The 24,096-nt window shown below is 69.1% G+C and carries 17 protein-coding genes; 9 read left to right on the forward strand and 8 right to left on the reverse strand.

Translation table 11 applies throughout. From position 1 onward, the window contains the following. The first annotated feature begins 66 nt into the window (after positions 1-66). Both WME85_RS14015 and WME85_RS14020 read left to right on the forward strand, forming a co-directional pair. Positions 67-1,458 (forward strand): DDE-type integrase/transposase/recombinase, encoded by a 1,392-nt coding sequence (locus tag WME85_RS14015; protein WP_437838539.1) that lies wholly within the window; start codon positions 67-69, stop codon positions 1,456-1,458. Positions 1,459-1,540: 82 nt separating this feature from the next. Beyond that, complete coding sequence (locus tag WME85_RS14020) at positions 1,541-2,266, forward strand: ExeA family protein (protein ID WP_437838541.1); 726 nt, start codon at positions 1,541-1,543, stop codon at positions 2,264-2,266. 234 nt (positions 2,267-2,500) lie between these two features. Here WME85_RS14020 and WME85_RS14025 read toward each other — a convergent pair whose 3' ends face one another. Continuing rightward, positions 2,501-3,127, reverse strand: coding sequence for a hypothetical protein (locus WME85_RS14025; RefSeq protein WP_437838543.1), 627 nt, complete (start codon positions 3,125-3,127; stop codon positions 2,501-2,503). 1,736 nt (positions 3,128-4,863) lie between these two features. Here WME85_RS14025 and WME85_RS14030 point away from each other — a divergent pair. The 4 genes from WME85_RS14030 to WME85_RS14045 all read left to right on the forward strand — a co-directional run bounded on the left by WME85_RS14030 (position 4,864) and on the right by WME85_RS14045 (position 7,822). Further along, positions 4,864-5,211 carry a hypothetical protein gene (locus tag WME85_RS14030; RefSeq protein ID WP_437838545.1) on the forward strand — a complete coding sequence of 116 codons (348 nt, stop codon included), beginning with the start codon at positions 4,864-4,866 and terminating at the stop codon, positions 5,209-5,211. Continuing rightward, positions 5,208-5,663 (forward strand): ERCC4 domain-containing protein, encoded by a 456-nt coding sequence (locus WME85_RS14035; RefSeq protein WP_437838548.1) that lies wholly within the window; start codon positions 5,208-5,210, stop codon positions 5,661-5,663. The genes WME85_RS14030 and WME85_RS14035 overlap by 4 nt, the downstream gene beginning before the upstream one ends. Further along, positions 5,653-7,401, forward strand: a complete 1,749-nt coding sequence (locus WME85_RS14040; protein WP_437838550.1) for a DNA primase family protein — start codon at positions 5,653-5,655, stop codon at positions 7,399-7,401. The genes WME85_RS14035 and WME85_RS14040 overlap by 11 nt, the downstream gene beginning before the upstream one ends. Positions 7,402-7,660: 259 nt before the next feature. Then, on the forward strand, positions 7,661-7,822 hold the full coding sequence (locus tag WME85_RS14045) for a hypothetical protein (protein WP_437838552.1): 162 nt from the start codon (positions 7,661-7,663) through the stop codon (positions 7,820-7,822). Positions 7,823-8,169: 347 nt separating this feature from the next. Here WME85_RS14045 and WME85_RS14050 read toward each other — a convergent pair whose 3' ends face one another. The 4 genes from WME85_RS14050 to WME85_RS14065 form a co-directional block, all read right to left on the reverse strand. Beyond that, positions 8,170-8,505, reverse strand: coding sequence for a DUF6968 family protein (locus tag WME85_RS14050; RefSeq protein WP_437838554.1), 336 nt, complete (start codon positions 8,503-8,505; stop codon positions 8,170-8,172). An 807-nt stretch (positions 8,506-9,312) separates the two neighbouring features. Continuing rightward, a complete protein-coding gene (locus WME85_RS14055) occupies positions 9,313-10,473 on the reverse strand; it encodes a hypothetical protein (RefSeq protein ID WP_437838556.1) in 1,161 nt (386 codons plus the stop codon). 146 nt (positions 10,474-10,619) lie between these two features. Continuing rightward, positions 10,620-11,774, reverse strand: a complete 1,155-nt coding sequence (locus tag WME85_RS14060; RefSeq protein WP_437838559.1) for a hypothetical protein — start codon at positions 11,772-11,774, stop codon at positions 10,620-10,622. Further along, on the reverse strand, positions 11,771-13,213 hold the full coding sequence (locus tag WME85_RS14065) for an RNA polymerase sigma factor (RefSeq protein WP_437838561.1): 1,443 nt from the start codon (positions 13,211-13,213) through the stop codon (positions 11,771-11,773). Before WME85_RS14065 ends, WME85_RS14060 begins: the two co-directional genes overlap by 4 nt. Before the next feature lie 765 nt (positions 13,214-13,978). Between WME85_RS14065 and WME85_RS14070 the strand changes: the two genes are divergently transcribed. Next, positions 13,979-14,824: a ketopantoate reductase family protein gene (locus WME85_RS14070; protein WP_437838563.1), complete on the forward strand. Its 846-nt coding sequence runs from the start codon at positions 13,979-13,981 to the stop codon at positions 14,822-14,824. A gap of 422 nt (positions 14,825-15,246) precedes the next feature. Continuing rightward, on the forward strand, positions 15,247-16,542 hold the full coding sequence (locus WME85_RS14075; RefSeq protein WP_437838565.1) for a S1 family peptidase: 1,296 nt from the start codon (positions 15,247-15,249) through the stop codon (positions 16,540-16,542). Between the two features lie 76 nt (positions 16,543-16,618). Here the strand turns inward: WME85_RS14075 and WME85_RS14080 are convergent, their stop codons facing one another. Next, positions 16,619-18,133, reverse strand: coding sequence for an arylsulfatase (locus WME85_RS14080; protein ID WP_437838567.1), 1,515 nt, complete (start codon positions 18,131-18,133; stop codon positions 16,619-16,621). A gap of 267 nt (positions 18,134-18,400) precedes the next feature. Here WME85_RS14080 and WME85_RS14085 point away from each other — a divergent pair, with 267 nt between their 5' ends. Next, positions 18,401-19,810 carry a PLP-dependent aminotransferase family protein gene (locus WME85_RS14085; RefSeq protein WP_437838570.1) on the forward strand — a complete coding sequence of 470 codons (1,410 nt, stop codon included), beginning with the start codon at positions 18,401-18,403 and terminating at the stop codon, positions 19,808-19,810. A 185-nt stretch (positions 19,811-19,995) separates the two neighbouring features. Here WME85_RS14085 and WME85_RS14090 read toward each other — a convergent pair whose 3' ends face one another. Continuing rightward, a complete protein-coding gene (locus tag WME85_RS14090) occupies positions 19,996-20,985 on the reverse strand; it encodes an aldo/keto reductase (protein ID WP_437838572.1) in 990 nt (329 codons plus the stop codon). A 251-nt stretch (positions 20,986-21,236) separates the two neighbouring features. Beyond that, positions 21,237-24,029, reverse strand: a complete 2,793-nt coding sequence (locus WME85_RS14095) for a beta-propeller fold lactonase family protein (protein ID WP_437838574.1) — start codon at positions 24,027-24,029, stop codon at positions 21,237-21,239. Between the last annotated feature and the right edge of the window lie 67 nt (positions 24,030-24,096).

Here is a 24,096-nt window from a genome sequence, read left to right on the forward strand (position 1 = left end):
GCGGCAGGCAGATAAGGCACGGGATGCACACGGGTCGTCGAAACGCACCCGTGGAAAGGACCGTTCGTGGACATCCTCAAACCCAAAGATCACGCGGAGGAAATCGCCATTTTCCGCCACGGTGTCATCGGGCAGCTCTGCGCTCGTGATCTCGAGCACGGCGACCTCGCCGAAGCGCTACGCGCCCTCTCGATGCAGCGCCTGCGTCCGCCCGGGAGCGCGTGCACGCGCTCCTTCTCGATACCGACCCTCGAGCGCTGGCTCTATGCCTATCGCCGGCGGGGCCTCGAAGGTCTCCGCCCTCGCGCCCGTCGCGACCGCGGGCGCGGCCGCGAGCTCGACCCCGTACTGCGGCAGCTCTTGTGCGACATCCGGCGGGAGCACCCGGATGCCTCGGTGCCGCTCATCCTGCGCACGCTCCGCGCCGACGGACGACTGTGCGCCACGGTCAGCGCCTCGACCGTGCGCCGCCTGTTCCGTCAAGAGGGGCTCGACAGGATCCCGCAGCGCGACGGCAAGGGGCCGACGACTCGGCTCAAGTGGCAAGCCGACCACCCCGATGCGCTCTGGCATGGCGACGTCTGTCACGGCCCTACACTCCATCTCGCCGGGCGTAGGGTCACCGTCCGAATCCACGCCCTGCTCGACGATGCTTCGCGCTTCATCCTGGTCATCTCGGTCGAGAGCGACGAGAAGGAAGACACCATGTTGCGGCTGCTCGTCCGCGCCCTCCGGCTCTACGGCGTTCCAAGCGCCCTGTATCTGGACAACGGCGCTACCTACCGTGGTGACGCCTTGCGCCTCTTCTGCTCGCGCCTCGGGATCACCCTGCTTCATGCGCGCCCCTATGACCCGCAGGCGCGCGGCAAGATGGAGAGATTCTGGCGGACGCTTCGAGAAAACGTGCTCGACCACCTGGGCTCGATCACCTCGCTGGAGGACATCTCCTCTCGTATTCAGGCCTTCGTCGACGTCCACGACCATCCGTCCCCGCACGCCGGTCTGATGGGGCGCGCGCCGGGGCTCGTGTACGCGCCTGGGCAGCGCGAGATCGACCCCCTCTCGGAGGCTCGCCTGCGCGAAGCGCTCACGCTCCGGCAGCGTCGGCGCGTGCGCCGCGACACGACCGTCTCCGTCCGAGGGCGGCTCTACGAGCTCGATCACGGCTACCTCGCCGGCCGCGTCGTGACCGTCGCCTACTGCCTGCTCGACGAGCCTCTCGCCCCAGTCGTCGAGATCGAGGGGCAGCGGATCCCGCTTCGCCTCGTCGACCCGGTGCACAATGCACACGTGAAGCGGCCTCCGCGCCGTGCCACCAAGGGCGGCGAGTCGCCCGCGGGGCAGCCTGTCGCCTTCGACCCGGCCGGCGCCCTGCTCGTCAAGAGCGCGCGCGACGCGGCTCTGGCGTCTGGCGTGGACGACCTCGACGCAGAGGAGGATCTCGATGCGATCTTCTGAGCTCGGCTTCTTCGGCCTGCGCACGGCCCCCTTCTCCAAGGAGCTCGACGATGCCGAGCTGTGGTTGACCACGTCCAAGCAGGTGCTCGTCGACGATCTCGAAGCTGCGCTCCTCGAGCGCGCCAGCGTGCTCCTCGTCGGTGAGCCGGGGGTCGGCAAAACGTGTGTGCTACGGGCCTTGCGGCATCGGCTACCCCAGGCCGGATTCCGCCTGACCTACTGCCACAATGCGACGCTCGGCCGGCGCGACTTCTACCGCTACCTCTGCCATGCGCTCGGCCTGCAGCCGACCTCGAGCGCCGCGAACCTGTTCCTCGCCGTCGAGCGGCACGTCCATGAGTTGCGCAGAGATCAGGTGCACCCGGTGTTTCTGCTCGACGAAGCCCATCTGCTCCACCCGGACATGATGGCGCATTTGCACATCCTCTTGAATCATGAGTGGGACAGCCGCGCTCTTCTGTCGATCGTCCTTGTTGGCCTTCCGGAACTCGAGGGCCGCATGGCGCTGCGCTCCCACCGCTCGCTGCTCACGCGCATCCACCACCGCTTCATGATCGAGCCGGCAACGGTGGACGACACGGCGGAGTACGTGGCCTTCCGGCTGAAGGGCGCAGGCGCGGACCACGAGCTCTTCTCGCGCGAGTCGCTCGCGGCTCTGCATGAGCTCGCGTCCGGCTCGCTGCGCGAGATCGACCGCCTCGCCTCGGCGGCGATGCGGGAATCGGCGCGCCGCAAGCGGAAGTTGGTCGACCGCGACGTGGTCGCCCGCGTTGCGGAGACGCTCACGCTCTCCTCGTCCCTCGGCTAAACGGCGGCGTGCAGCCCACGAGGCTCATCGGCCTCGTGGGCTGAGTCGCTCAGGTCCACGATGGTCATCGTCTCGCAGCAACGGGCGGTGGCCGGCAGGATGCCCATCGCGCCGTGGGGCGTCGGGGCAACGCCCGCGATGGCCATCGGCGCAGATGAGACCCTACCGAGCGGCCGCGAGATGGCCATCATCCAGGCGGGGCGCAGTGCCATTAGCCAGTCGGCTCGGTAACACCTACGGATCTACCGCGGGTGCCGCTGTGTCGAGAGTGTCATATATTGCATCGATTGGGCGGGCGATTCGCGGGAGGAATGTATCGACTGGATCAGAAAAATTGCGAAACCCGCGTAACATGGTGTGCTCCGCATCGAGAGCGTCTCTCTTTACATGGTAGCCGTGGGCACTTGCAAGCCCAGCGAGGAGTGCGGCGCTGTCGTGCCGCCCGCGGACTGTAAGATTGTCCGCGAGGCGAACGATGCCGCGTGCAAACAGTATTCCGTCGTCTTCATGGGCCAGCGACAAAAGATCTCTTGCTAAAGGAGGGTCGATTGCAGAATATAGTTTGATGCGTTGTTCGTCCGATAGCTCGAGTTGCGCTGTGCCCTCGATGTTCGAGCTTGTAATGTTTTCGATGATGCACTTTACCTCGGGGAGATGTCGCCGCGAATGGATGCGGCGGCCCCACGCATTGTGCGTGGCGTTCGACACCATGCTGGCGTCCTTCCGTTTGCAGTTCGCGCCCCTTTCGATGAATACGTTGCGAACTGCCGCAAAATCCTCACGACGCTTTAAAGCCTGTGGAATCGCGATGAAGCAGATCGCTACCAGTGTAACGACACAGCCCAGCGTTCGAAGGTTCATCGTATTCGTCTAGTCACCGAAATCGTCTTGTCAACGGTCAGCCGAGCGCGTTCCGGGATGGCATAGGCGGACCCGGAATGCCGGACCCGTCCGTCGGGCGCAGATTCCGCCTGGGCGGTGTCGTGGCTCCGTGGGGCTCGGGGTACCGTTTCGCGTCAGGAATCTCCGGCGGGAATAGGGCTTTGGCGCTCCTCTCTACGGTTGCCCCTCTTCCTGATCCGGGATGACATCTCCCCCGCCTCGCCGGCGGTCCAGCTACCCCCATGGCCATCCCACTCTGCGAGGCCAACGGAGATACCGTCCCGTGTCAAGACGGGGCTGCCTTCGGTGCCTCCGGCAGGGGGAAGGGCGCCCGGCCGACGTTGGTCCCCGACGGGCGGCTCCTGAGTGGTTCAGCTGTGACTGGACGTGGAGTCCGGGGTCATGTCTGCCGCAGGCACGCGAGGCGTGCGAGTCCAGCACGAAGCCGGCCAAGAGGGGGAGGCGGCGGGTCTGACGAGCTCAGTGAGAGCAATATCGACGGGGCACGATCGCGCTCATTCCGCGCGAGCATCCCCGAGGTAGCTCTCTGGTCCTCGCCGCCGCTCCAGCTACCCCCCATAGCTACCCCGAACTGTAAGGCCGCGGAGATGCCGTCCCGTGTCAAGACGGGGCATGCGGTCAGCAGGGGGCCCCGCCTGCAGAGCGGAGGGGGACGGCCGGCTATGACCCGCCTACACCCACGCGCTTGTGCCCTCGTGTTTGCTCGCCTGGTTCCGGCATCACAGGCTCGGACCCGGGATCGGCGTCGCCCGCAGCGTGCCCTCCGTGGAGCTCCGTGGAGCCCCGTACCCTGGCGTCACCAGCCGCGCCCGCTTCCGGTGACCACACTCACACCGGTCTCACTCCAAATCCAGCGGTGTCAAAATTTATCAGGTCACACGCAGGGCACACAAAAGAAATAAAGACACGGCTCTCGCCGTGTCTTCTGAGTGGAGGCGCCGGGAATCGAACCCGGTGTTGAATTTACGTGGAGCTCGCTGGCTCGCCGTTCCGCGCGAGAATGGGCGGGCCGATGGTGCGGCAACCTCGCGCCACGACGTATCACAGCACCCTCGATCTCGAGCAGCATGATCTAATGAGGGCGTCCCGTCGCCTCCTGACCCGGCATCACGGTCGGGCGCTTCGCCCCGCCGCTCGGCTCGCCCTCGTGGCGCACCCCCGATCGCGCGGTCGGCTCTGGCTCGACCGGCAGCGCGCCGGAGCGTGGGAAAGCTCGACCGGCCGGTGCCGGACCCCAGGTCGCCGCCCCGCAAAGAATCACAGCACCCTCGATCTCGAGCTCCTTGATCTAAGGAGGACCCCCTTCGGCCCCTGCCAGGCATCACGTTCGGGCGCCTCGCCCCGCCGCTCGGCTCGTTCGCATGGCGCCCGAGGTCGCGCGACCGAGAGCAGCGCCGACCGCCACAACGCCGGCGCGTGGGGGACCTCGACCAGCCCCGGTCCCTGACCGGCGCCAGGCGCTGGTGGCGCCTCAGCCTCGAACACCGAGGCCGCTCCCGTTCGCCTTCGGCATGCGCAGCGGCCGCGCATCGCCAGCGATTCGTTCGTCTTCGGTCGCCTAGCCGCGTCGGCTGGTGCCGTCGGCCACGAGGGCCGCGGGTCCGGACCCGTCGTGAGGCTCGGGTCCCTGCGTCGGGCGCGCCGCAGGACCGTACCGCCGCGCTCATGGATCGTGCTGTTTCTCGGAGGTGTCATTGAGAAAAGCTGTTACCCAGGACGAACTGTCGAGAGCATTTGCTACTATCGCCCGCTACTTGGCGGACTCGATGCGCGAGGTGGCCAATGAGAACGCTGCCGCTGACGCCAGCCCCGCCTACTACGACGCGAAGACCTCCCCGATGGGGCCCACGACGTTTCGGCGTGCGGCTGCCGCGGGCGCTTTCCCCTCGTTCAAGGTCGGCCGGAAGGTCGTGGCGAGGAAGGTCGACGTGGACGCATGGATCGCTACCCAAGCGCGGACGCCGAAGCCGAAGGCGCAGAACGGCGACGACGCGGACGCGGCCTTCTTCGCGTCTCTCCAGCCGCGGAGACCGCGGCGATGAAGCAAGCGGACACGATGACGGTCATCGTCGACACCCGAGAGCAGCGACCGTGGACGTTCGTCGGCGCCTTCCGCCTCGAGCGCGCGACGCTGCCCGCCGGTGACTACTCGATCGCCGGCTTCGAGACGAGCGTCGCGATCGAGCGGAAGAGCTTGGACGACTTCGTGCAGAGCGTAACGTGGGAGCGCTGCCGTTTTCTCCGTGAGTGCGAGCGGCTTCGGTCGTACGAGCTCAAGACGATCCTGGTGGAGGCCAGCGTCCCCGATGTCTGGGCGCATCGCTATCGCAGCAAGACGACGCCGCAGGCGGTGATCGCGAGCGCGCTCGCCATCGAGCAGGACTACGGCATCAGCACGACGTGGGCAGGCTCGCGCGAGTCCGCCGAGAAGATTGCCGCGCTGACTCTCTCGCGATTTCACCGGAAGCGTGTGGAGGTGCGGGATGCACGCTGAACCTACCTCGGCGCAGCCGTCGACGGCCGGACCGGAGCGGCACCACGACGACGAGACGCGCGCGGCGAACGACGTCGAGCCGAGCGAGCCGAGCGACCACGGCGACGCGAAGGCGGACGCCGACCAGGCCGGCGACGGCGAGCCAATCTCGCGCGGCGATGGGCTCTGGTTGGATGCGTGCGGCGCCTCGATGGTGTCGGCAGAGCCGTCCACCGGCGGCGGTGCAGCGAACGGCAACGGGTCGCCACACGTCGTCCTCGTGACGTTGAGGCAGGGCACCGCGCCGGACAGTGATCTCGCGAACGCGGAGCCCCTCGTTGCGCTGTACGGTCGCGATCTGCGCCACGTCGATGCGCTCGGCGGCTGGCAAACCTGGACCGGCTCCCGATGGTGCAGCGATCGAGCGAAGGCGGCAGAGCTCGCGAAGGAGACGACGCGCCGCTTGCTGATGGATGCCGAACTCGCGATGAGCGAGGCGGCGAAGCGGGTGAAGCGCGCGCACGATGACGACGAGGTGGCGAAGGCGAAGGCACAGCACAAGGAAGCGACCGCGCTGTTCAACTGGGCGAAGCGATCGCAGTCGGCGCGCGGCATCGATGCGATGCTCCGCCTTGCGGAAACGGAGCCGATCGTCCGCGCCGAGCCCGGTGACTTCGACGCCGATCCCTGGCTGCTGAACTGCCGCAACGGCGTGCTCGACCTCCGCACCGGAGAGCTGCGGGACCACGACCGTCGCGACATGATGCGCCGGATCGTTCCGGTCGCGTTCGAGCCAGACGCGGAGCTGCCGATCTGGGATCGCTTCCTCGCTGACGTGACGGGCAACGATGAGGAAATGATCGGGTTCCTCCGCCGCGCCACAGGCTACACGCTGACCGGCGACGTCCGCCACGAGGTGCTCTTCTTCGTCCACGGTCCGCCGGCCTCCGGGAAGTCGACGTTCCTCGAAGCGCTGAAGATCACCATGGGCGAGTATGCCGCGAAGGCAGACTTCGAGACCTTCATCGCCCGGCGTGACTCCGGCGGCCCGCGCAACGACATCGCGCGGCTCGCGGGGGCTCGCCTCGTGCTCTCGATCGAGGTCGACGAGGGCAAGCGGCTCGCCGAAGGGCTCGTGAAGCAACTGACGGGCGGCGACACGGTGACGGCGCGGTTCCTCTACCGGGAGTCCTTCGAGTTCAAGCCGGCGTTCAAGCTCTGGCTCGCCGCGAACGATGCGCCGCGCGTGCGGGACGATGACGCCGCGATCTGGCGCCGCATCCTTCGGATCCCGTTCGAGCACACCGTTCCAAAGAAGAAGCGCGACCCGCAGGTCACGGCAGCGCTGCTCGATCCGGCGGTCGGAGGTCCGGCGATCCTGGCCTGGGCGGTGCGCGGGTGCCGCGAATGGCTGGAGCGAGGTCTGGACGTGCCGGCGTCGATCACGCGAGCGACGGAAGCCTACCGCGCCGAGAACGATCCGCTGCGCGACTTCATCCACGATCGCTGCGTCGTCGCAGAGGAGGCATGGGTCGAGAAAGCGGCGCTGCGTCGGGAGTACGAGCGATGGTGCCAGGACAACGGCAACAAGTACCCGCTCGGGTCCAAACGCTTCGCGGTTCGGATCCGAGACCTCGGCGCGGGTGAGGGCACGAAGCGTGTCCACGGCCACAGCTCCCCGCGTGACGTGTGGCGCCGCATCGGGCTCCGGTACCAGGGCGACGACCAGCCGGAAGGGGCCGGCGTTGCAGGCTTGTAGGCACGTAGGCACTTGTAGGGACCAGATCCGGGAACTTCCTCCACGCAAGGGCAGGCGTCGACACCAGGGAGGTTTATGGAAACAGCCCCCTCGTTCTGCCTACATGCCTACAGCCGATCGAGGCGCGCCCCCTCGACGTCGGCCCGTCCCGGAACGCTGCGCGCTTCGCCCTGCCGCTGCCCGCTGGCCGCCCTGGCATCGGGCTTGGCGGTCCGGCTGGCGCTGGTGCCCGTCGACCTCCTGGCCATGGCGGAGCCGCATGAACGCGCCTGCCGATCGATGCGGGCTGCATCGCGACGTCGGCCTCGACCTCGACGCGCTCGTGGTCGCCGGAGCCGGTCCGCATGGCGCCCTCGCCCTCGGCGGAGCTCAGCCGCGCGAAGCGCTGACACTTCGCCCTGACGATTCGATCTCGCGATGACTTGGTTTCAAGGCGTTTTGGCGCGCTGTGTGTCCCATCCTACGGGGCTCGTGCGGATGCCGCGTCGGACGCGTCGGAGCGGTGTCAGAGGCCATCGAGGACTCAGTTTCTCTTGTATACCCGCGTGCCCTCTCGTGGAGCCCCATCCCCAGACGTCGGGGCACACGGAGGCCACACGACGAGACGAATCCGGGGGGCTATCGGTAAAGCAGCGGGAGGTGGGCTTGTGATGGATCCGTTTCCGAACGTATTTATCGACAGATGGCCGGGGGTGAGGCCGAACTCGCCGGCCGTGCCTCGTCGTACGGTCCGGGCTGGCGGCTGTGTCGAGGACCCTCGCGTGCCCCCTACTCGGAGTGGGGCTTGCCGGGCGTTGGCTTCGTCAGTTGCGGGATCGCCGGAAACCAGTGCCAGTCGTCCTCATGCGCGCTCACCTGGCCCAATCCACTGAGGCGGTCCATCAGGATCGGTATCATGTGCAACGCGCCGTACAAAGCTTGAAAGGCGTCGAGCCCTGACCCATGAGAGCGCGTGACCTCGCCACCCGGTCCTCGGATTTCGAAGTCAACTTCCCATCCGCGCTCATGCCTGAACTCCGGCTTCCACAGCAGGACACGGATCGCTTGTTCGGTACCGTCCGGCCGCTTCAGCGTGAGCTCTCGCTCTGCGATGGGGAGCTGCATGCGCCGATGGTGCCACCGTCCTCGGCATCGTCAAGCGTCCGTCCTCTGCATACTGCAAGACACCTGCCGTTGCCGACCGTGCGTGCTCTGTTGCACACTTTTCGGTGCTTACGTGGAATTCTCTCCGAGCAATACAGATCCCAGCCTTCATCGAGCGTTCCGCAGGCGTTTTCACAAGTGACAAATCTGCAGGCAGCCACAGCCGTCGCGCGACTTTGGTTCTGTTCGGCATGGCATTGCCATTTGGTCTTGGGAGGTGCCACCAAGGCGCCGCACATGAGTTGCCACACGTCCGCTCCATCGTTTACTGCGTTGTCGCATCGCCCCTGTGATGTGCGTTCGGGTTCCAGATCCTCTGCTGCGAGTGCTCCAGGTCGAAGGGTAAACAACAGCGTGGACGTTGCGAGCGCAGTTTTGAGCATGGTCTGTCCCCCGCTTGCTTATATGAAGCGCACGTGTGGGAGCGGGAGGGGCACGCGGATCAGGGTGCCTTGGTACGGTACATGTGTCCCCGTGAGACTGCCAGGCTATCCACTCACGACCCGCAGCCTGGAGGTCTCCGCGGCCCGCGGCAGCATGGGAGAGGATCACGTCCACGGAACCACGGCATCCGCATTCCGGTCATCTGCCCAGGATTTTTATCGAAGAAGCGAGCGGCACGGCGCCCGAGCATGGGCACCTCGACCGAAGTGCCGCGAATCTGTGGCAACGACGCACACCGCGCACTGCCAGATTGAACTCACTCTCAGGTCGCCAGCGAGGGCTCAACCACTGCCAGGATCCCTCGCGCCGGTGCCGGTGCGCTGCCTACGCCAGGCAGCAGAACGTCGACGGCGCGGCCGGCAGCAGCTCGCCGATCGGCTCGCCGCCGCTCGGGGCACAGCCGCCGGGATCCACCGCGACGACCTCCGCGGACTTGCTGCCGAGGCCGACGCCAGGCGGCGTGACCCCGCAGAACGGCGTCGTCGAGCTCACGATGTTCGACGCGAGCAGATTCGCGCACGCGCCGTCGCTGTAGACCGAGGCCATGATGGTGCACGAGGCGCCCTCGGGCTCCCCGCAGGCGCACTCGGAGCAGCCGCGGGTGTCGTCGGCGCCGCCGTAGAAGACGTGCCGGTCGAGATAAGGCTCCTCGCACGTGACGTCGCCCTCGTGGAAGACGCACGTCAGGAAGCCGCCGGGCGGCGGCTCCCCGGGCTGGCCCGGCGACGGCATGCAGGTGCTCCGGTCGCCCGGGCACTCGGTGTAGGCGCCGGGCACGCAGGCGAGCGCCCGAGTCTGCCACGGATCGAGGCGCGCCGGCGGCGGCGGCTCGTCCACCCTGGCCGTGCAGGCGGCGGTCACCGTCACGGCGGGAGCGTCGATCGAGAGCGACTGCACGCACGGCTGCCCGCCGCAGTCCTGGCCGGCAGGGATGGCGTTCTCCGCGGTGCAGGCGCCGTCCCAGGCCTCGGGCGCCGCGAAGGCGGTCTCGACGGTGTCGGGGACCGTAGCGGCACACGTCGCCGCGTGCGCCGACCAGCCCACCGGGAGCTGGCACGAGGCCGCTGCCGCGTCGGGCGGGTCGCACAGGCAGGCGGCGCAGGCGAACGGCGCGGGGGCCAGGTCGGCGAACCCCTCATAGCTGGCGTTCGGCGCCGCGTCGGGGCAATCCGGCGCCTGGTCCGGCGGGCCGTACCAGAGGAGCGCCGGACCGAACCATCCGAGCGGCGCCGGCGGGATGCAGTCGCCGGCGCAGGCGGTCTCGTCGCCGCCGGCCCCGCCGCCGCCGCCGTCTCCGCCCTCGCCGCCGGCCCCACCGCCGCCGCCGTCCCCGCCCTCGCCGCCGCCCCCGCCGCCGCCTTCCTCGGGCCACGGACAGCCTGGGTTGCCGTATTCCTGCGGCTGACAGGGGCCGTAGACGGTCGGATCTCCGGGACAGCCAGGCAACAAAACGATTCCGGCGAGCAGCAACGGGACGATTCGCATGCCGAGCAAGGTACTCAAGCAGCCCTTGCGCTGACAACGGGCTACTTGCGCGAAATAGCCGCTTACGCAGAGCCTTGTGGTTCCGTTTCAAAAAATGAAGTCGTCTTTGGCTTCTGGCGAGGACGGTACGATGTGGACGAGGTCGTTCAGTACGTCGCCGTGATACCGAGTCCGAGCGCCGCGCCGATCGGCGGGGATGTCCACGTGAGGGATCCAGCGGTGTCGCGCCGCCCGCCCTGACGCCGGAGCACCGCGTCCGCCACGATCCAGGTGGCCTCGGCGTAGACGCGCGCGCTCCACGTGTCCGAGAGGGGCCAGTCGCTGCCAAGCCGCGCTCCGGCGCTGAACAGCGCGTCGTCGCGCAACGTCATGTCCCACGGATGCCCGGGGACGAACCGGACGACGCCGAACGTTGCGACCCCGCAGCCGAACAGGTGGTGGCCGTGCAGGCAGCCCACACCCGTTGCCGTCAAGGCCCTCGTGCTGATGGTCATCTCTTTGACCTCCTGCGCCAGGGCCACGAGCCCTCGCCCCTCGATCGCGACCGACCATCCGGGCCGGCGAACGCCGACGGAGAGCGTCATCCCGGCCGCGGCCCCCGGCGTGATCCCCAGGCCCAGGGTCGCCCCGAGCCCCGCTTCGAGCCGCGGCCGCTCCGCGGGCGCCGGCGCCGCTTCCGGCCGCGATCGCGCCTGCGGCAGCCCGGCCCGGCGGGGTGGCTCCGGCGCGGCGCGCCGGGCCTGCGGAGGCGGTAGCGAGGGCTCGGGCCGCGAGGGGGCGGGTGGCGGCGGCTCGGGCGGTGGAGAGCGTTCGGGCGGCGGGGGAGCCGGCTCCGGCGTGTCGAGCAGCTGCGCGACGATCGCGAGGGCCACGCCGGCGAGCAGCTCGTCGCAGGGGCTGCGGGTGCCGAAGCCATCCGCCCACCGGGTCTCTCCTTCGCGGTCGCGCAGGGCCAGCGAGGCCGCGAGCTCCGGTCCCTCCCGGGCGATGCGGACCGTGAGCACCTGCGGGGCGTCGGCGTCGTCCTGGAACGGGTCGGCGCCGAGCCCGCGCGCCACCTCCTCGCGCAGGAACGCCTCGCCGGGGCAGCCCTCGGTGCCGGGGCCTAGCACGAAATCGAGCCGGATCGCCGCCCGGGGCGGCTCCGGCGCGGCGTGAGCGTCCGCGGCGCGGAGCAGGCCCATGGCCGCGGCCACCGCGGCGCGCGCGGGGAGGCGAGCGAGGCGAGCGCTCCGCGGCGATCCGGGGGAGCAGCGGGCCGGGGGCGCGCCGAGCGCGTGTTCGATCCTGGGCCTGCTCATCGCGAGGGCTCGCTTCCTGACGGGCTCTGCGCCGCCTGGGCGAGGCGCGTGCTGGCGACGGTGCGCAGCCGCTCCCGTGCGAACTTCAGCCGGCCGGCGGGAAACCTCGCCTCGTGCACGGCGAGCAGCCGGAGGGCCCCCGCGGGATCGCCGGCGGCGAGCGCATCGCGCGCCGCGGCGAGCAGCCGGCGTTCCTGCTCGAACATGTCCGTCGGGGTCTCCTGCTCGCTGGCCGGCGGCGCTGTCCGCGACGTGGTGGCGCACGGGCGATGGAGCGCCTCGGCCGCGGGAGGGACGGGCGGCGGCGGGACGGGCGGCGGCTCCGGCGCGTGCGGTGGCGGGATCGCTGCGAGGCTGGCGCTGCGCGCGGGCAGCATCTCGGGCACCAGCGTCCCGAAGCGGCCAGCCCAGAGGAGCGGCGGCGGGGCGAGGGCGACCAGCAGGGCGACGGCCCCGACGCCGCCCGCCGCTGCCGAGCCGAGGGAAGGGCCGAGCTCGGCGAGTGTCCGTCGCAGGGTCGAGGTCGCAGGCGAGCCGGGTGGGGGAGCCGATGGCATCGGCAGGCCAGGAGGAGCGGGCGAGCGGGGTGGGGGAGCCGGCGGCACGGGTGGCGCAGGCACCTGCGGCGGCGCAGGCACCTGCGGCGAGGGCGCCTGCGGCGAGGGCGCCTGCGGCGAGGGCGCCTGCGGTACGGTCGCGGCGGGCGCGTGCGGCGCGGAGTCGCTCGCGCCCTCATCGCGCGCCAGGAAGCCCGACGTCAGCGCGAACGGGAGCCAGCAGGCGCGCAGGGCCTGTCGCTGCTCCGGGCGCAGCCGTTGGACGGCGGCGCGGTAGTCCTCGCGGGCGAGGCGCAGCCGGCTGCAGGCGGTGTTGTAGTTGATGGCGAGCTCGCGCGCGATCTCGACGACCGGCACCTCGTACGCCTCGTGCAGGACGAGGACGATCCGTCGCTCCGGGGCGATCGTGCCGAGCACCTCGATCGCGAGCGCGAGCCGCTCTCGCTCCGCGATGCGCTGCTCGCTGCTCGGCACGGGATCGACGGGCTGGCCGTAAGGCGCGGGGTGCAAGCCGTTCGGGAACTCGCGGCGGCGGTAGGCGCGGTCCAGGTAGTGGCTGACCTTCCGCCACGCGATCCCGTACACCCATCGGGCCTCCGCGCTGCTGCCGTGCTGGTGCCGTCCCTCCCGCGGCGGAGGATGGTCGGCGGAGGCGGCCTCGAGCGGCGGCGATGGCAAGGCGGACGCGGGGTAGGCGGGATCGAACCGATCCAGGCTCTCGTACGCCGCGAGCAGGACCTCCTGGCAGAGGTCGTCGATGTCGGGCTCGTCGACCCCCAGCAGCCGGAGCGCGCGGGGAAGGACCTTCAGGGCGGCAGTGTGAACGGAATTCCAGGTGGGATCGCGGGAGGTGTCTTTGGAGGCAGCAGCGCGTGTGCTCATATCCAGAATTGCGCGGAGCTTTCCGGGTCCGTCTGGAAATCGCACCGCCCGGTGCGCGGGACGAAGACGCTCCCGGTCCTCGCCTGCGGTCGACCGGGGTCGGCGGAGTTGCCGTCGGAGACCGGAAGCGGCCTCGGGGGGAGCTGGGCTTGGTAGTGCTCAAATCTGGCCGGAGAGAGTTCACATGAAGGCGGGAAGACGGGAAGATCATTGATGTTTTCTTCCCGCCTTCCCGCCTTCATGTTCAATTTTGAGCACTACCCTGCGCTTGGTCCTCTGGTACCGGAAGCGGTCCTGCCGGGCCAGCTGAGCTTCCCTCGAAACGTCGGACACCGTGCGGGCGTGGCAGCTCAGCTTGTCGCCGGCCCCATCAACCATCCGGGCGTGGCAGCTGGTGTCATGGCCTCCGCGCGCGAATTGCATGGGTGATGTCGCCGTGAATGGCTCCTGGCATCGTGTGCTCAGGGGCCGAAGCTGAAAGTACGGCTCAGACCAGCTGCTAAGTGCCAATCACGAAGCCTCCTGTCCGGCAGATCCTTATGGCCGTCTACGGAATCGGATGCGCGAGGGAATAGCTCACCTATGTTCGGTGTGGATACACAAAGCTGCTTTTGAAAAAAAAGCGAATGAAGCTCATCCGCCATCGGGTTTGCGAGGGTGTGGACGGCGCGCCCCACACACGCGCCACCCGTTTTGCACCCGTGGAAAACCGCTTGCCACCGCTGCGCGTTGACGGTGCTCCCCGCGCCCCGCATGTTGCGCCCCATGCAGATCGCCATCTTCGGACCCGGCGCCATCGGGAGCACCTTCGCCTTCCAGCTCGCCCGCGCGGGACACGACGTCACCGTCGTCGCGCGCAACGCGCGGCTCGCGCAGCTCCAGCGCGACGGCGCCGTGGTGCTCGCCTCGGGCGACCGCGCGCCGGTGCGGGTGACCGCGGCGCTCGACGAGGGCGTCCCCTACGACCTTTTGCTCGTCACGGTCCTCGCGCCGCAGGTCGCGGATGTCCTCCCAACCCTCGCCCGCAGCGCCGCGCGCACGGTGATGTTCATGTTCAACACGTTCGAGCCGCTCGAGCCGCTGCGCGACGCGGTCGGCGCGGCGCGGTTCGCGTTCGGGTTCCCGGGCGGCGTCTTCGCGCTCCTCCGCGACGGCGTGCTCGCGCCGCAGATCCGCGCCGGCACCACCGTGGGCGAGGCGTCGTGGGCGCGCGTCTTCACGGACGCGGGCATCCCGACGGTGGTCGACGCCGACATGCACAGCTGGCTGCGCTCGCACGCGGCGCTCGTGGTGCCGCTGATGGCCGCGAGCGTGCTCGTGGTCCGGCGCGGCGCGGGGCTCACCTGGCGCGAGGCGACGCGACACGCGGACGCGCTGGCGGCGGGCCTGCGCCTGGTGCGCGACCTCGGGAACACGCTCCGTCCGCCGGTGATCGCCGCGCTCAGCCGCCTGTCCAGCTTCGTGGTCACCGCGCTCCTGTGGGGCCTGAGTCGCACGAAGCTGCTGCGCGACCTGGGCGCCCTCGGACCCGCCGAGGCGCGCATGCTGATCGACATGATGTCGGCCGCCGCGCCGGGCCGCACCGCCGCGCTGCAGGCCATCCGCCCCTGACCCTGCCGCCTCACGGGGCTGACCAGGGCAGGGCGCTCATCATAAAGATGCAGCTCGATGCGAACAGCGGGATGGCGCGTTGTTCCACGCCTCGAACGCGGCCGTTCCAGATAGCTGTCTGGCGTCGCTCCCGGTAACGCGACACACTCCGGACGTGATTCTCGAGCCGTCCCGGAGCGGGTTTCTCATGCCCATCCCCGGGCCTCCCGCTCCGACGGTCCATCCACCGTGGTCGACCCGGTGTGTCCTTGGGTCTGCTCGGAGATACCGTCGCCGAGCCGGGACATGCCTTGATCACAGGGCCTGTCGATCTGCCTGCTGGTGAACGCTGGCTCGACCTCGATGGCGCTGGCAGCCGCCTGGCGGAGCCGGACTCCTCGGCGCGGACGAACGTCTGAAAAGAACCTTGATGTGGAGACAGAATGAAGAAGAGAGAACTTGGTCATCATCTTGGTCTCGCCGTGTGCGCGGTCGCCGCGCTCGGCCTCTCCACGGGCTGCTCGTTTGAAGGCGCGTCGGACGATCCGCTCGATCCACTCGACTCGCAGTCGTCCGAGATCGTCGGCGGCGAGGTCGCCGAGGCGAGCCCCTGGGCCGTCCAGGTCTTCGACGTGCGCGGGAGCACGGGCGACTTCTACCAGTGCACCGGCACCCTGGTCGCGGCGCGCTGGGTGCTCACCGCGCAGCACTGCATCGCGGACGAGGGCGAGACGTCGGCGGTGCGCGTCGGCAGCAACACGTACCGCGAGGGCCGGCGCATCGCGGTCGACGCCGTCGAGGTGCCCTCGGCCATTGCCGACATCGCGCTGCTCCACCTGACCGAGAATGCCGATGGACCGTTCGTCCAGCTGGCCCAGGCGACGTCGGTCGCGATCGGCAGGGACGCGACGGCCTACGGCTGGGGGAGCGAGGGCACGCCGCTGGTGATGGCGCCGGCGTTGAAGAAGGCGACCCTCCACATCGACAGCCGGTACTCCGACGAGGAGCTCCTGGCGACCGGCGTGACGGGCTCGGGCTGGAGCGGCGACTCCGGCGGCCCGTGGTTCGTCGACGGGCGTCAGGTCGCCGTCTTCTCGGGCGTGAACTCGCAGGACGGCACGAACTTGCACGCGCGGCACCTCGGCGTCGACGTCGCGCGCCACCGCGCGTGGATCGACGCGACGATCGCCGGCGGCCCCACCGTCCACCCCAGCGGCCAGGTCGTGCTCCACGATCTCTCGAACTTCTCCGGCATCTCGCAGGGCTTCGGGATCGGCCGCCACAATCTCCACAACACGACGATCATGGGCGACAACCGCGCGAGCGCCATCAGGATCCCCGCCGGGCTCCGGGTCACGGCCTTCCTTCACCACGACTTCGGGGGCGAGGCGCGCGTCTTCACCGCGGACACGGATCTCGTGGCCGCGGGCTTCGACAACACCATCTCGAGCATCATCGTCGCGCCCGCCTCGGACCCGCAGCTCGACGTGGTCACGTTCTACGAGAACGCCAACTTCTCGGGCGCCTCGGTCCTGTACGGCGTCGGCAACTCCCACTTTTTAAGCACCCCATGGGACCAGAGGGTCAGCTCCGTCCGCGTCCCCACCGGCTTCAGGCTGACGCTCTACAACGGGCTCTGGCAATACTCGTCCGAGTCGCGCGTCCTCACGACAGACGCGAACCTCGCCCCCCTCAATTTCGACAACAAGAGCCGGAGCCTCCTCATCGAGCGCTTGTAGGAGCGAGCGCGCAGCGCGGCCAGCGCGCAGCTCCGAGCCGCGCGCTGGCCTCGAGCAGGGCCTGGTCGCCCCGTCATCAGTCACCGTTGATGCGGTTCTGGTTGAGCTTCTCCATCACGCGCTCGAGATTGAACACCGCCGGCCTCTGCCGGATTGGAAACTCCTCGAACGACTTGAGTACGTTCGCCACGTAGGCCTGGCAGGGCACGAGGAGGAACGCATGGTCGAGGACCCAGTCCCAGTACGTGTTCGAGCCGTCGTCGGCCCGCTCGAAGGGGTCGCGGCGGAGGTGGAAGATCTTCGGGGTCCGGAGCGAGACGAACGGCTCGACCCAGATCTGCAAGCGCGTGGCGCGCTGCTCCATGAAGACGAGCTTCCAGTCCTCATAGCGCATCGCCAGGACATCGCCGTCGTCGCCGATATAGAAGAACTCCTTTCGCGGGCTCTCCGTCACCTGCCCGGTGAAGTAGGGCAGCATGTCGTAGCCGTCGATGTGCACCTTGAACCTCCTGTCGCCCGCCTCGTGGCCGTGGAGGAGCTTCTCCTTGATATCGGTGACGCCCGCGGCAGCGAGCAGCGTCGGCAGCCAGTCCTGGTGGGAGACTACCCCGTTGAGCACCTTCCCGGCCGGGATCTTCCCGGGCCACCTCACGAACGCCGGCACCCGGAACGCGCCCTCCCAGTTCGTGTTCTTCTCGCTGCGGAAGCAGGTGATGCCGGCGTCCGGCCAGGTGTTGAAGTGGGGCCCATTGTCTGTCGAGTACAGGACGATGGTGTCGTCGGCGATCCCGAGCTCATCGAGCTTGGAGAGGAGCTTGCCTATATACTCGTCATGCTCGACCATCACGTCGTTGTAGGAGCCCTGGCCGCTCTTCCCCTGCACCTCCTGCTTCGCGCGCGTGCGGAAGTGCATGTGGGTCGTGTTGTACCAGATGAAGAACGGCTTCCCTTCGCGGTGGGCGCGCTCGAGGAACTCCAGGCACCGGTCCGTGATCTCGTCGTCGATGGTCTCCATCCGCTTGCGCGTGAGCGGGCCGGTGTCCTCGATGCGCCCGTCGGCGAAACAGTGGAGCACACCTCGCGGCCCGAACCTCTTGCGGAACGCTGCGTCCTTGGGGTAGTCGGGGTGCTCCGGCTCCTCTTCGGCGTTCAGGTGGTAGAGGTTGCCGTAGAACTCGTCGAAGCCGTGGTTCGTGGGCAGGTGCTCGTCCCGGTCGCCGAGGTGGTTCTTGCCGAACTGCCCGGTCACGTAGCCGAGCGGCTTCAAGAGCTCGGCGATCGTGGGGTCCTCGGGCCGGAGGCCGACATCGGCGCCGGGCATTCCCACCCTGGTGAGCCCGGTGCGGATCGGGTTCTGGCCGGTGATGAACGCGGCCCGGCCAGCGGTGCAGCTCTGCTGCCCGTAGTAATCGGTGAAGGCGAGCCCCTCCTCCGCGATCCGGTCGATGTTCGGGGTTCGATACCCCATCATCCCGCGGCTATGGAAGCTGATGTTCCAGACGCCTATGTCGTCTCCCCAGAGGATGAGCACGTTGGGCTTGCCACTGGGCTTCTTTGCCGTCTTCTGAGCAGGCGTACCAGGCGTAGACATGGCGATAGCGTGGCACACGAACGATGTCCGACAAGTCGGGAGAGCCCGCACTGGGCGCACCGAACATGGGCTCAGCGCTCGGCAGCCCCGTGATCCCGTGATGGACGGTGGCGTTCGCGCTGTCCTCACTGCAGCTGAGGACGTGGCGATCTGCTGGAAGGACAGATCGCGGAAAACATGAGCGCCACGGGGAGCCGCTGGAGGACTGATCAGGTTGATCTGGCGGTAACTGGTGCTCGACCCAGGTCGCGCACTATCCTCGGCTCCATGTTCGGTATCGCGCTCGATCGCGCCTCGCGGCGCTCGCTGGCGCTCCAGCTCGCGGACGGGCTGCGCAGGGCGGTCGTCGCCGGCGAGCTCGCGCCCGGCGCCAGGCTTCCGCCCTCGCGCCAGCTGGCGGCGGAGCTGGGTATCGCCCGGCGGCTGGTGACGGACGCCTACGAGCAGCTCACCGGAGAGGGGTATTTCGAGACCCGCGCGGGCCACGGGACCTACGCCGCCGCGCTGCCGGTGCGGGCGCCGCGCGCCAGCGTCTCGGGGGTGGCCACCCTCCGGCCGCGGCGGCCCACCATCCGCTTCGACTTCACCCCCGGTATCCCCGATCTCGCCAGGTTCCCTCGGCAAGCGTGGCGCCGCGCCGCCGACGACGCGATCTCGCTGGCGCAGGCCGCCGATCTCTCCTACGGCCCACCGCTCGGCGACGCCAGGCTGCGCCAGGCCATCTCCGACTACCTGGTCCGGTTCCGCGGGCTGGCCGCCGATCCAGAGCAGATCTGCATCACCTCCGGCACCTCGCATTCCCTGTCGCTGCTCTCGCGGCTCCTCCCCGCCACGACCCTTTTCTGCGAGGAGCCCGGGCTCACCTTCGCCCGCGACGCCTTCGCCTCGGCCGGGTTCCGCTGCCGCCCCGTGCACGTCGACGACTCCGGCGCGCTCCCTTCCGGCCTGGGCGACGTGCCCCGCGGCGCGCTCTTCTATCTGACGCCCTCCCACCAGTTCCCGACCGGCGCCCTCCTGCCGCTCAAGCGACGGGTGAAGTTCCTGGAGCTGGCCGCCTCGGCGGAAGGGCTGGTGCTCGAGGACGACTACGACTCCGAGTTCCGCTTCCGCGGCAGCCCGGTCCCGCCGCTCGCCTCGCTCGACGCCGAGCGCGTCGTCTACCTGGGGACCTTCTCGAAATGCCTCGCGCCCTTCGTGCGGGTCGGCTACCTCATCGCCCCGCCCCACCTCGTCGGCCCGATCGCGGACCTGGTGCGGCGCACCAACCTCCGGGGCTCCATCCCACACCAGCGGACGCTGGCCCGCTTCATCGAGGAAGGCCATCTCGAGCGCCACATCTTCGCGATGAAGCGGCGCTACCGCGCCCGGCTGGAGGCGATCCTCGCCTTCCTGGAGACCCGGTATGGGGATCAGGTCCGCACCGGCGGCGGCGAGACCGGATTCCACCTGCATGTCCGCTTCGGCGGGCGGCGCTTCGGCCCGACCTTCACCGAAGCCTGCAGCGCGGAGGGGCTGCGGATCTCGACCGAGGACGAGTTCCGGGCCGAGCCGTCGAGCGAGAGCGACGCGATCGTGATCGGCTATGGCAACGTGGCGGACGAGAAGCTCGACGAGGGTCTCGAGCTGCTTGGAGCCCTCGTCGAGCGGAACGCGGACCGTGAGATCCGTTCGCCCTGAGCTTTACCTCTCCGCTCTCCGCGCCTGCGGCGCTGCGCTCAGGGCAGGCGGCGTCGAATGGCGGCCCAATTTGCCTCGGAGTGATTCGCATGAAGGCGGGAAGGCAGGAAGATTATTGATCTTTTCTTCCCGCCTTCCCGCCTTCATGTTCAAGTCCGGCCACCACCCGGCGTCGAGGGGCGGCCCTACAGGTTCCGATCCTCGTACGCCACCAGCTCCGACACCTGCCGCGCCTGCTCGGCGGTGAGCGGCCCCTTCTCCATGGCCTGCGCGTTCTCCACGGCCTGGGCCGTGTTCTTGAAGCCGGGGATGGGGAGGGTGTTCGGGCTCTTGGCCCAGATCCACGCCAGCGCGCCCTGAACCAGGGTCCGGCCGTTGCTGGTCAGGATCTCGCGGGCGGCCTCCAGACGGCGGGCGTAGTTGGGGTTCACCTTGCCGTCCTTGAACCAGGTGATCCACGCGAAGTTGCTGGTCCGCACGTCGCCGCCGGGCAAGGTCTCGCCCTTCGTGTACCGGCCCGAGAGCATGCCCATGGCCAGCGGGCTCCGGCACAGGAGCGCCAGCCCCTTGCCCTCGCCGTAGGCGATCAGCCGGTCGTTCCCCTCGAACACGTTGAGCAGGATCTGGGCCGCGCCGCAGTGCGGGCCGCGGGCGAAGGCCTCGACCGAGGCCCGCACGTCGGTGCTCCAGCCGTAGGTGCGGATCTTCCCCTCCTTCACGAGCTGCTCGAGCACCTCCACCACCTCGCCGGCCTCCTCCGGCGGGTACTCCCAGATGTGGAGTTGGTAAAGGTCGATTCGATCGGTCCCCAGCCGCCGCAGGCTCCCCTCCACGGCACGCCGGATGTACGCCGGGCTGGCGTCGGTCCCGCCCAGGTTGGCGTGCTTCTCCTCGAAGAGGTGACCGAACTTGGTGGCCAGGGTGACCCGGTCGCGAATCCCCTGGATGGCCTTCCCGACCAGGACCTCGCTGTGCCCCGACCCGTACACGTCGGCGGTGTCGAGCAGCGTGACGCCGGCGTCGATGCCGGCGCGGATGGCCCGGACCGACTCCGTGTCGTCGGTGCCGTGCCACTCCCAGCTCGCGGCCGGGTCGTTCCACTTCCCCGCGATGGCCCAGCACCCCAGGCCCAGGGCGCTCGTCTCGATACCCGCTCTCTCCCATCGTCGCTTCATGGCGTCCTCCTCGTGGACCGAACGTCCGGGGCCAGATATGAGGCCGCAGCCGCGCGGGAACGAGGACCGCCGCTGCGGCTCCGGCGTGGACCACCGCCCCCGGGGGCAAGCTCCTCCAGCTCGGATGAATTTACCGCACTACCAGCTGAGCTTTGTGAAGCAAGGCCGAGAGGGGGGCGACCTACAGCGAGCGCGCGGGAGCGGACGTCGGACCTGTTCGCCCGTCGAACCTCAGGTCCCCTGGTGCTCCGTCACGGCACGCTCGCCGCGTCGCCCGGGTCGCTCCCCGCGTCCCGCTCGTCCCCGTCGCGGAAGCCGTCGCCGTCGCGATCGATGCCGATCCGCTCCCCCGAGCCCGGCGGCACGCACGTATACGTCAGCTCGCCGCGGCGCCCCCTGGCGAGCAGCCGCAGCTCGGCTCCCGATCGCCACGGCTCGCATTCGCGGTCAGCCTCGAACCGGCCACCCCCGGTGTACAGGAAGCCGAGCTCCTCGCCGTGGGACCAGCCCTTGACCACGAGATCGCAATCGCCCGCGTCGGCGCGCGCCACGAGCAGGTCGATCCGCGGCCCGGCCACCGCCGCGTTCGACGACGTGAGCGTGATCTGCTGGCCCACGATCGGCTTCAGGTTCGACTCCAGCGCCAGCATGTACGCTTCCACCTGGTGCTTCATGAGGTCCCCCTCGGGGCCGACGGGGAAGCCGCCCGGTGTCTCCGGCGTCTGGACGAAATCGGAGAAGGCGTTGAAGCGGAACAGCGTATCGACCGCGCCGTCGTGCAAGAACCCGAAGCCGCGGACCTGGTCGCCCATGTGCGCGTTGGAGCCGCCGAACGGGAACACGAACGACTCGGCCATGCCGAACATCCCGACCTTCTGGTACTGATTGCGCAGGTGCGGGACCTTGAAGATCTGCGACTCGTTGGCGTTGGCCGAGCCGCCGTCGCTGCCGAAGAAGCCCGGCGCGAAGTCGTCGGGGTTGGCCTCCGGGTCGACCGTGTGGCACCCGATGCACGAGGCGCCGAGGATGCTCGAGACTGGCCCCCCGAAGAAGGCGCGCCCCGCCTGCTGATCGGGCGTGAGCGAGTCGTCGAGCGCCCGGATCGGGTTCGGCGGATAGGTGACCTGGAGGATGAAGTCCGCGAACGCGTCCATGTCCTCCTCCGAGATCGCCTCGTCTCGCCCCAGCAGGTCCACGAACGAGTTCCGGAACTTCTTGAACGCCGCCCGCTCGTCGAACACCCCGCTGTCCGGCTGCGCGGTGGGCTCGTCATGGCCGCCCGTCCGGTCGCCGCGCCAGTGCATCGGCCCGTGGTTGGCCATGCCGCGCAGGCTCTGCGTCGTCATCGGCCCCTTCATCGGATGGAAGCGCGGATCCAGGCCGAAGAGATCGGTGCAGAACGGCCCCGGGTTCGACACCACCGAGCCGTCCGGGTTCAGCATGGAGCCGTCCGGGTTCCCTAGATCCCACGCGAGGCTGTCGAAGTCGCCGAAGATATGGCAGCTCGCGCAGGACGAGTCGCCGTGGCTCGAGCTCAGCGACGCGTCATAGAGGAAGCGGCGCCCCCGGACGACGCTCGGAGGCTCCGGGTTGTGCATCGGCACGTGCGCGACCTCGTGGCGGGTCCGCGTGTCGATGACCGAGATCGCGTTGTCGAAGCGCGCGAGCACATAGAGCCGATGCCTGTCTTCGTCGAGGACGAGCCCGGTCGGGCCGCCCCCGGGGACGTGGATCTGGTTCGCCGTGCTCGGCACGAACGTGCCCTTCTCGAGCTTCGCCGTGTCGAAGACGCCGATCTTGTCCGAGCCGAGCGCCGCGACATACAGCGTCTTGCCGTCGCTCGTCACGGCCATCTCCGTGGGCTGCGCGAGGCTCTTCGCGTTCTCGGCGCTCGAGACGGGCGCGCAGCAGCTGCTGTAATCGATGTGCTTGTTGAGGTGCCTCGGGACGACGCCGCTCGGGCCGAGGACGGTGATCCGGCTCTCGTGCAGGTGGCCCCGCACGCTGTGACCAGCGAAGAGCCCCGGCCCCTCGAAGCGCTCCGCGTTGTTGGCGTCGGTGTTGGACACGTAGACCTTCCCGTTCACCGGGTTCACGACCATGTTGAACAGGATGGTCCCCACGCCCGTGAAGAAGCCGCCTGGCCCGGGCACCTGGCGCGGCGGATTGGCGGTCGCGTCGATGACGAAGACGTCCTTGTCGGGCAGCGAGAAGCGCACCGCGTCGTCCCAGGGACGACCGAGCTCGTCGACCCAGTGCGCCCCGTCGAACTTGAGGATGAGCCCGACCTCCGGCTGGGGGATGCCCTCGACATTCGTGTTGGGCCACGGCAGCCCGCCCTCGGCCTCCCCGCCGTTCGGCACGAGGCTCTCGTCGATGCTCGTCGTGCGGTTCCCCGAGTGGAAGGCGGCGGCATAGACGCGCTTGCCGTCCGGCGTCACCGCGAGCGCGCGCGGCGTGTCGCTGAAGAGCGTCACGATGGAGAGCGGCGCCCCGCCGAGCGACGTCCCGAGGTGGTCTGCGTCGAACACCCAGACGTCCGCGCGCCCCACGCCGGGCGTCGTGATCTGCGGATCGAAGGGGATGTTCTGCCCGCGGTGGGCCGTGGTGATGAACGCCCGCGAGCGGCGCGGCCCGGCGAATACGATGTCGCGCGGCTCATCGCCGACGAGCAGCGAGCGAACGACGCGCGCCTTCTCGGCGTCGTGGACATCGACGACGCTCACGCTGTCGGACAGGTGGTTCACCACCCAGACCTCGTCGTCACCACGGGCCGCGACGGCGACCGGCTCGAGGCCCACGGGCACAGACGCTTTGAGTTGCAAACGATTTGCGTGGACGCGGAAGATCTCCAGCCGGTTGTCGGGCGTGTTCACGGCGAAGAGCAGCTTGCCGTCCCTGGACAGAGCCATGGGGCGGACCTGGCCCGATTCGAAGGTCGTGAACGGCGTTGCGGCCGCCGCAGGGGGAGTGGCGGTGAGGAGCGTGGCCGTAGCACCGGTGCATACAGCCAGGAAGCGGCGCAGGTAGGATTGGTGCAGCATTTCTTCAACGTACGTGAGGTGAAGTCTTTCACAATAAAAAACGTGAATGTGTGATCGCGCCCCCATT

The organism is Sorangium sp. So ce1153 (assembly GCF_051521595.1).
In the GTDB taxonomy this organism is placed as follows: Bacteria; Myxococcota_A; Polyangia; order Polyangiales; family Polyangiaceae; genus Sorangium.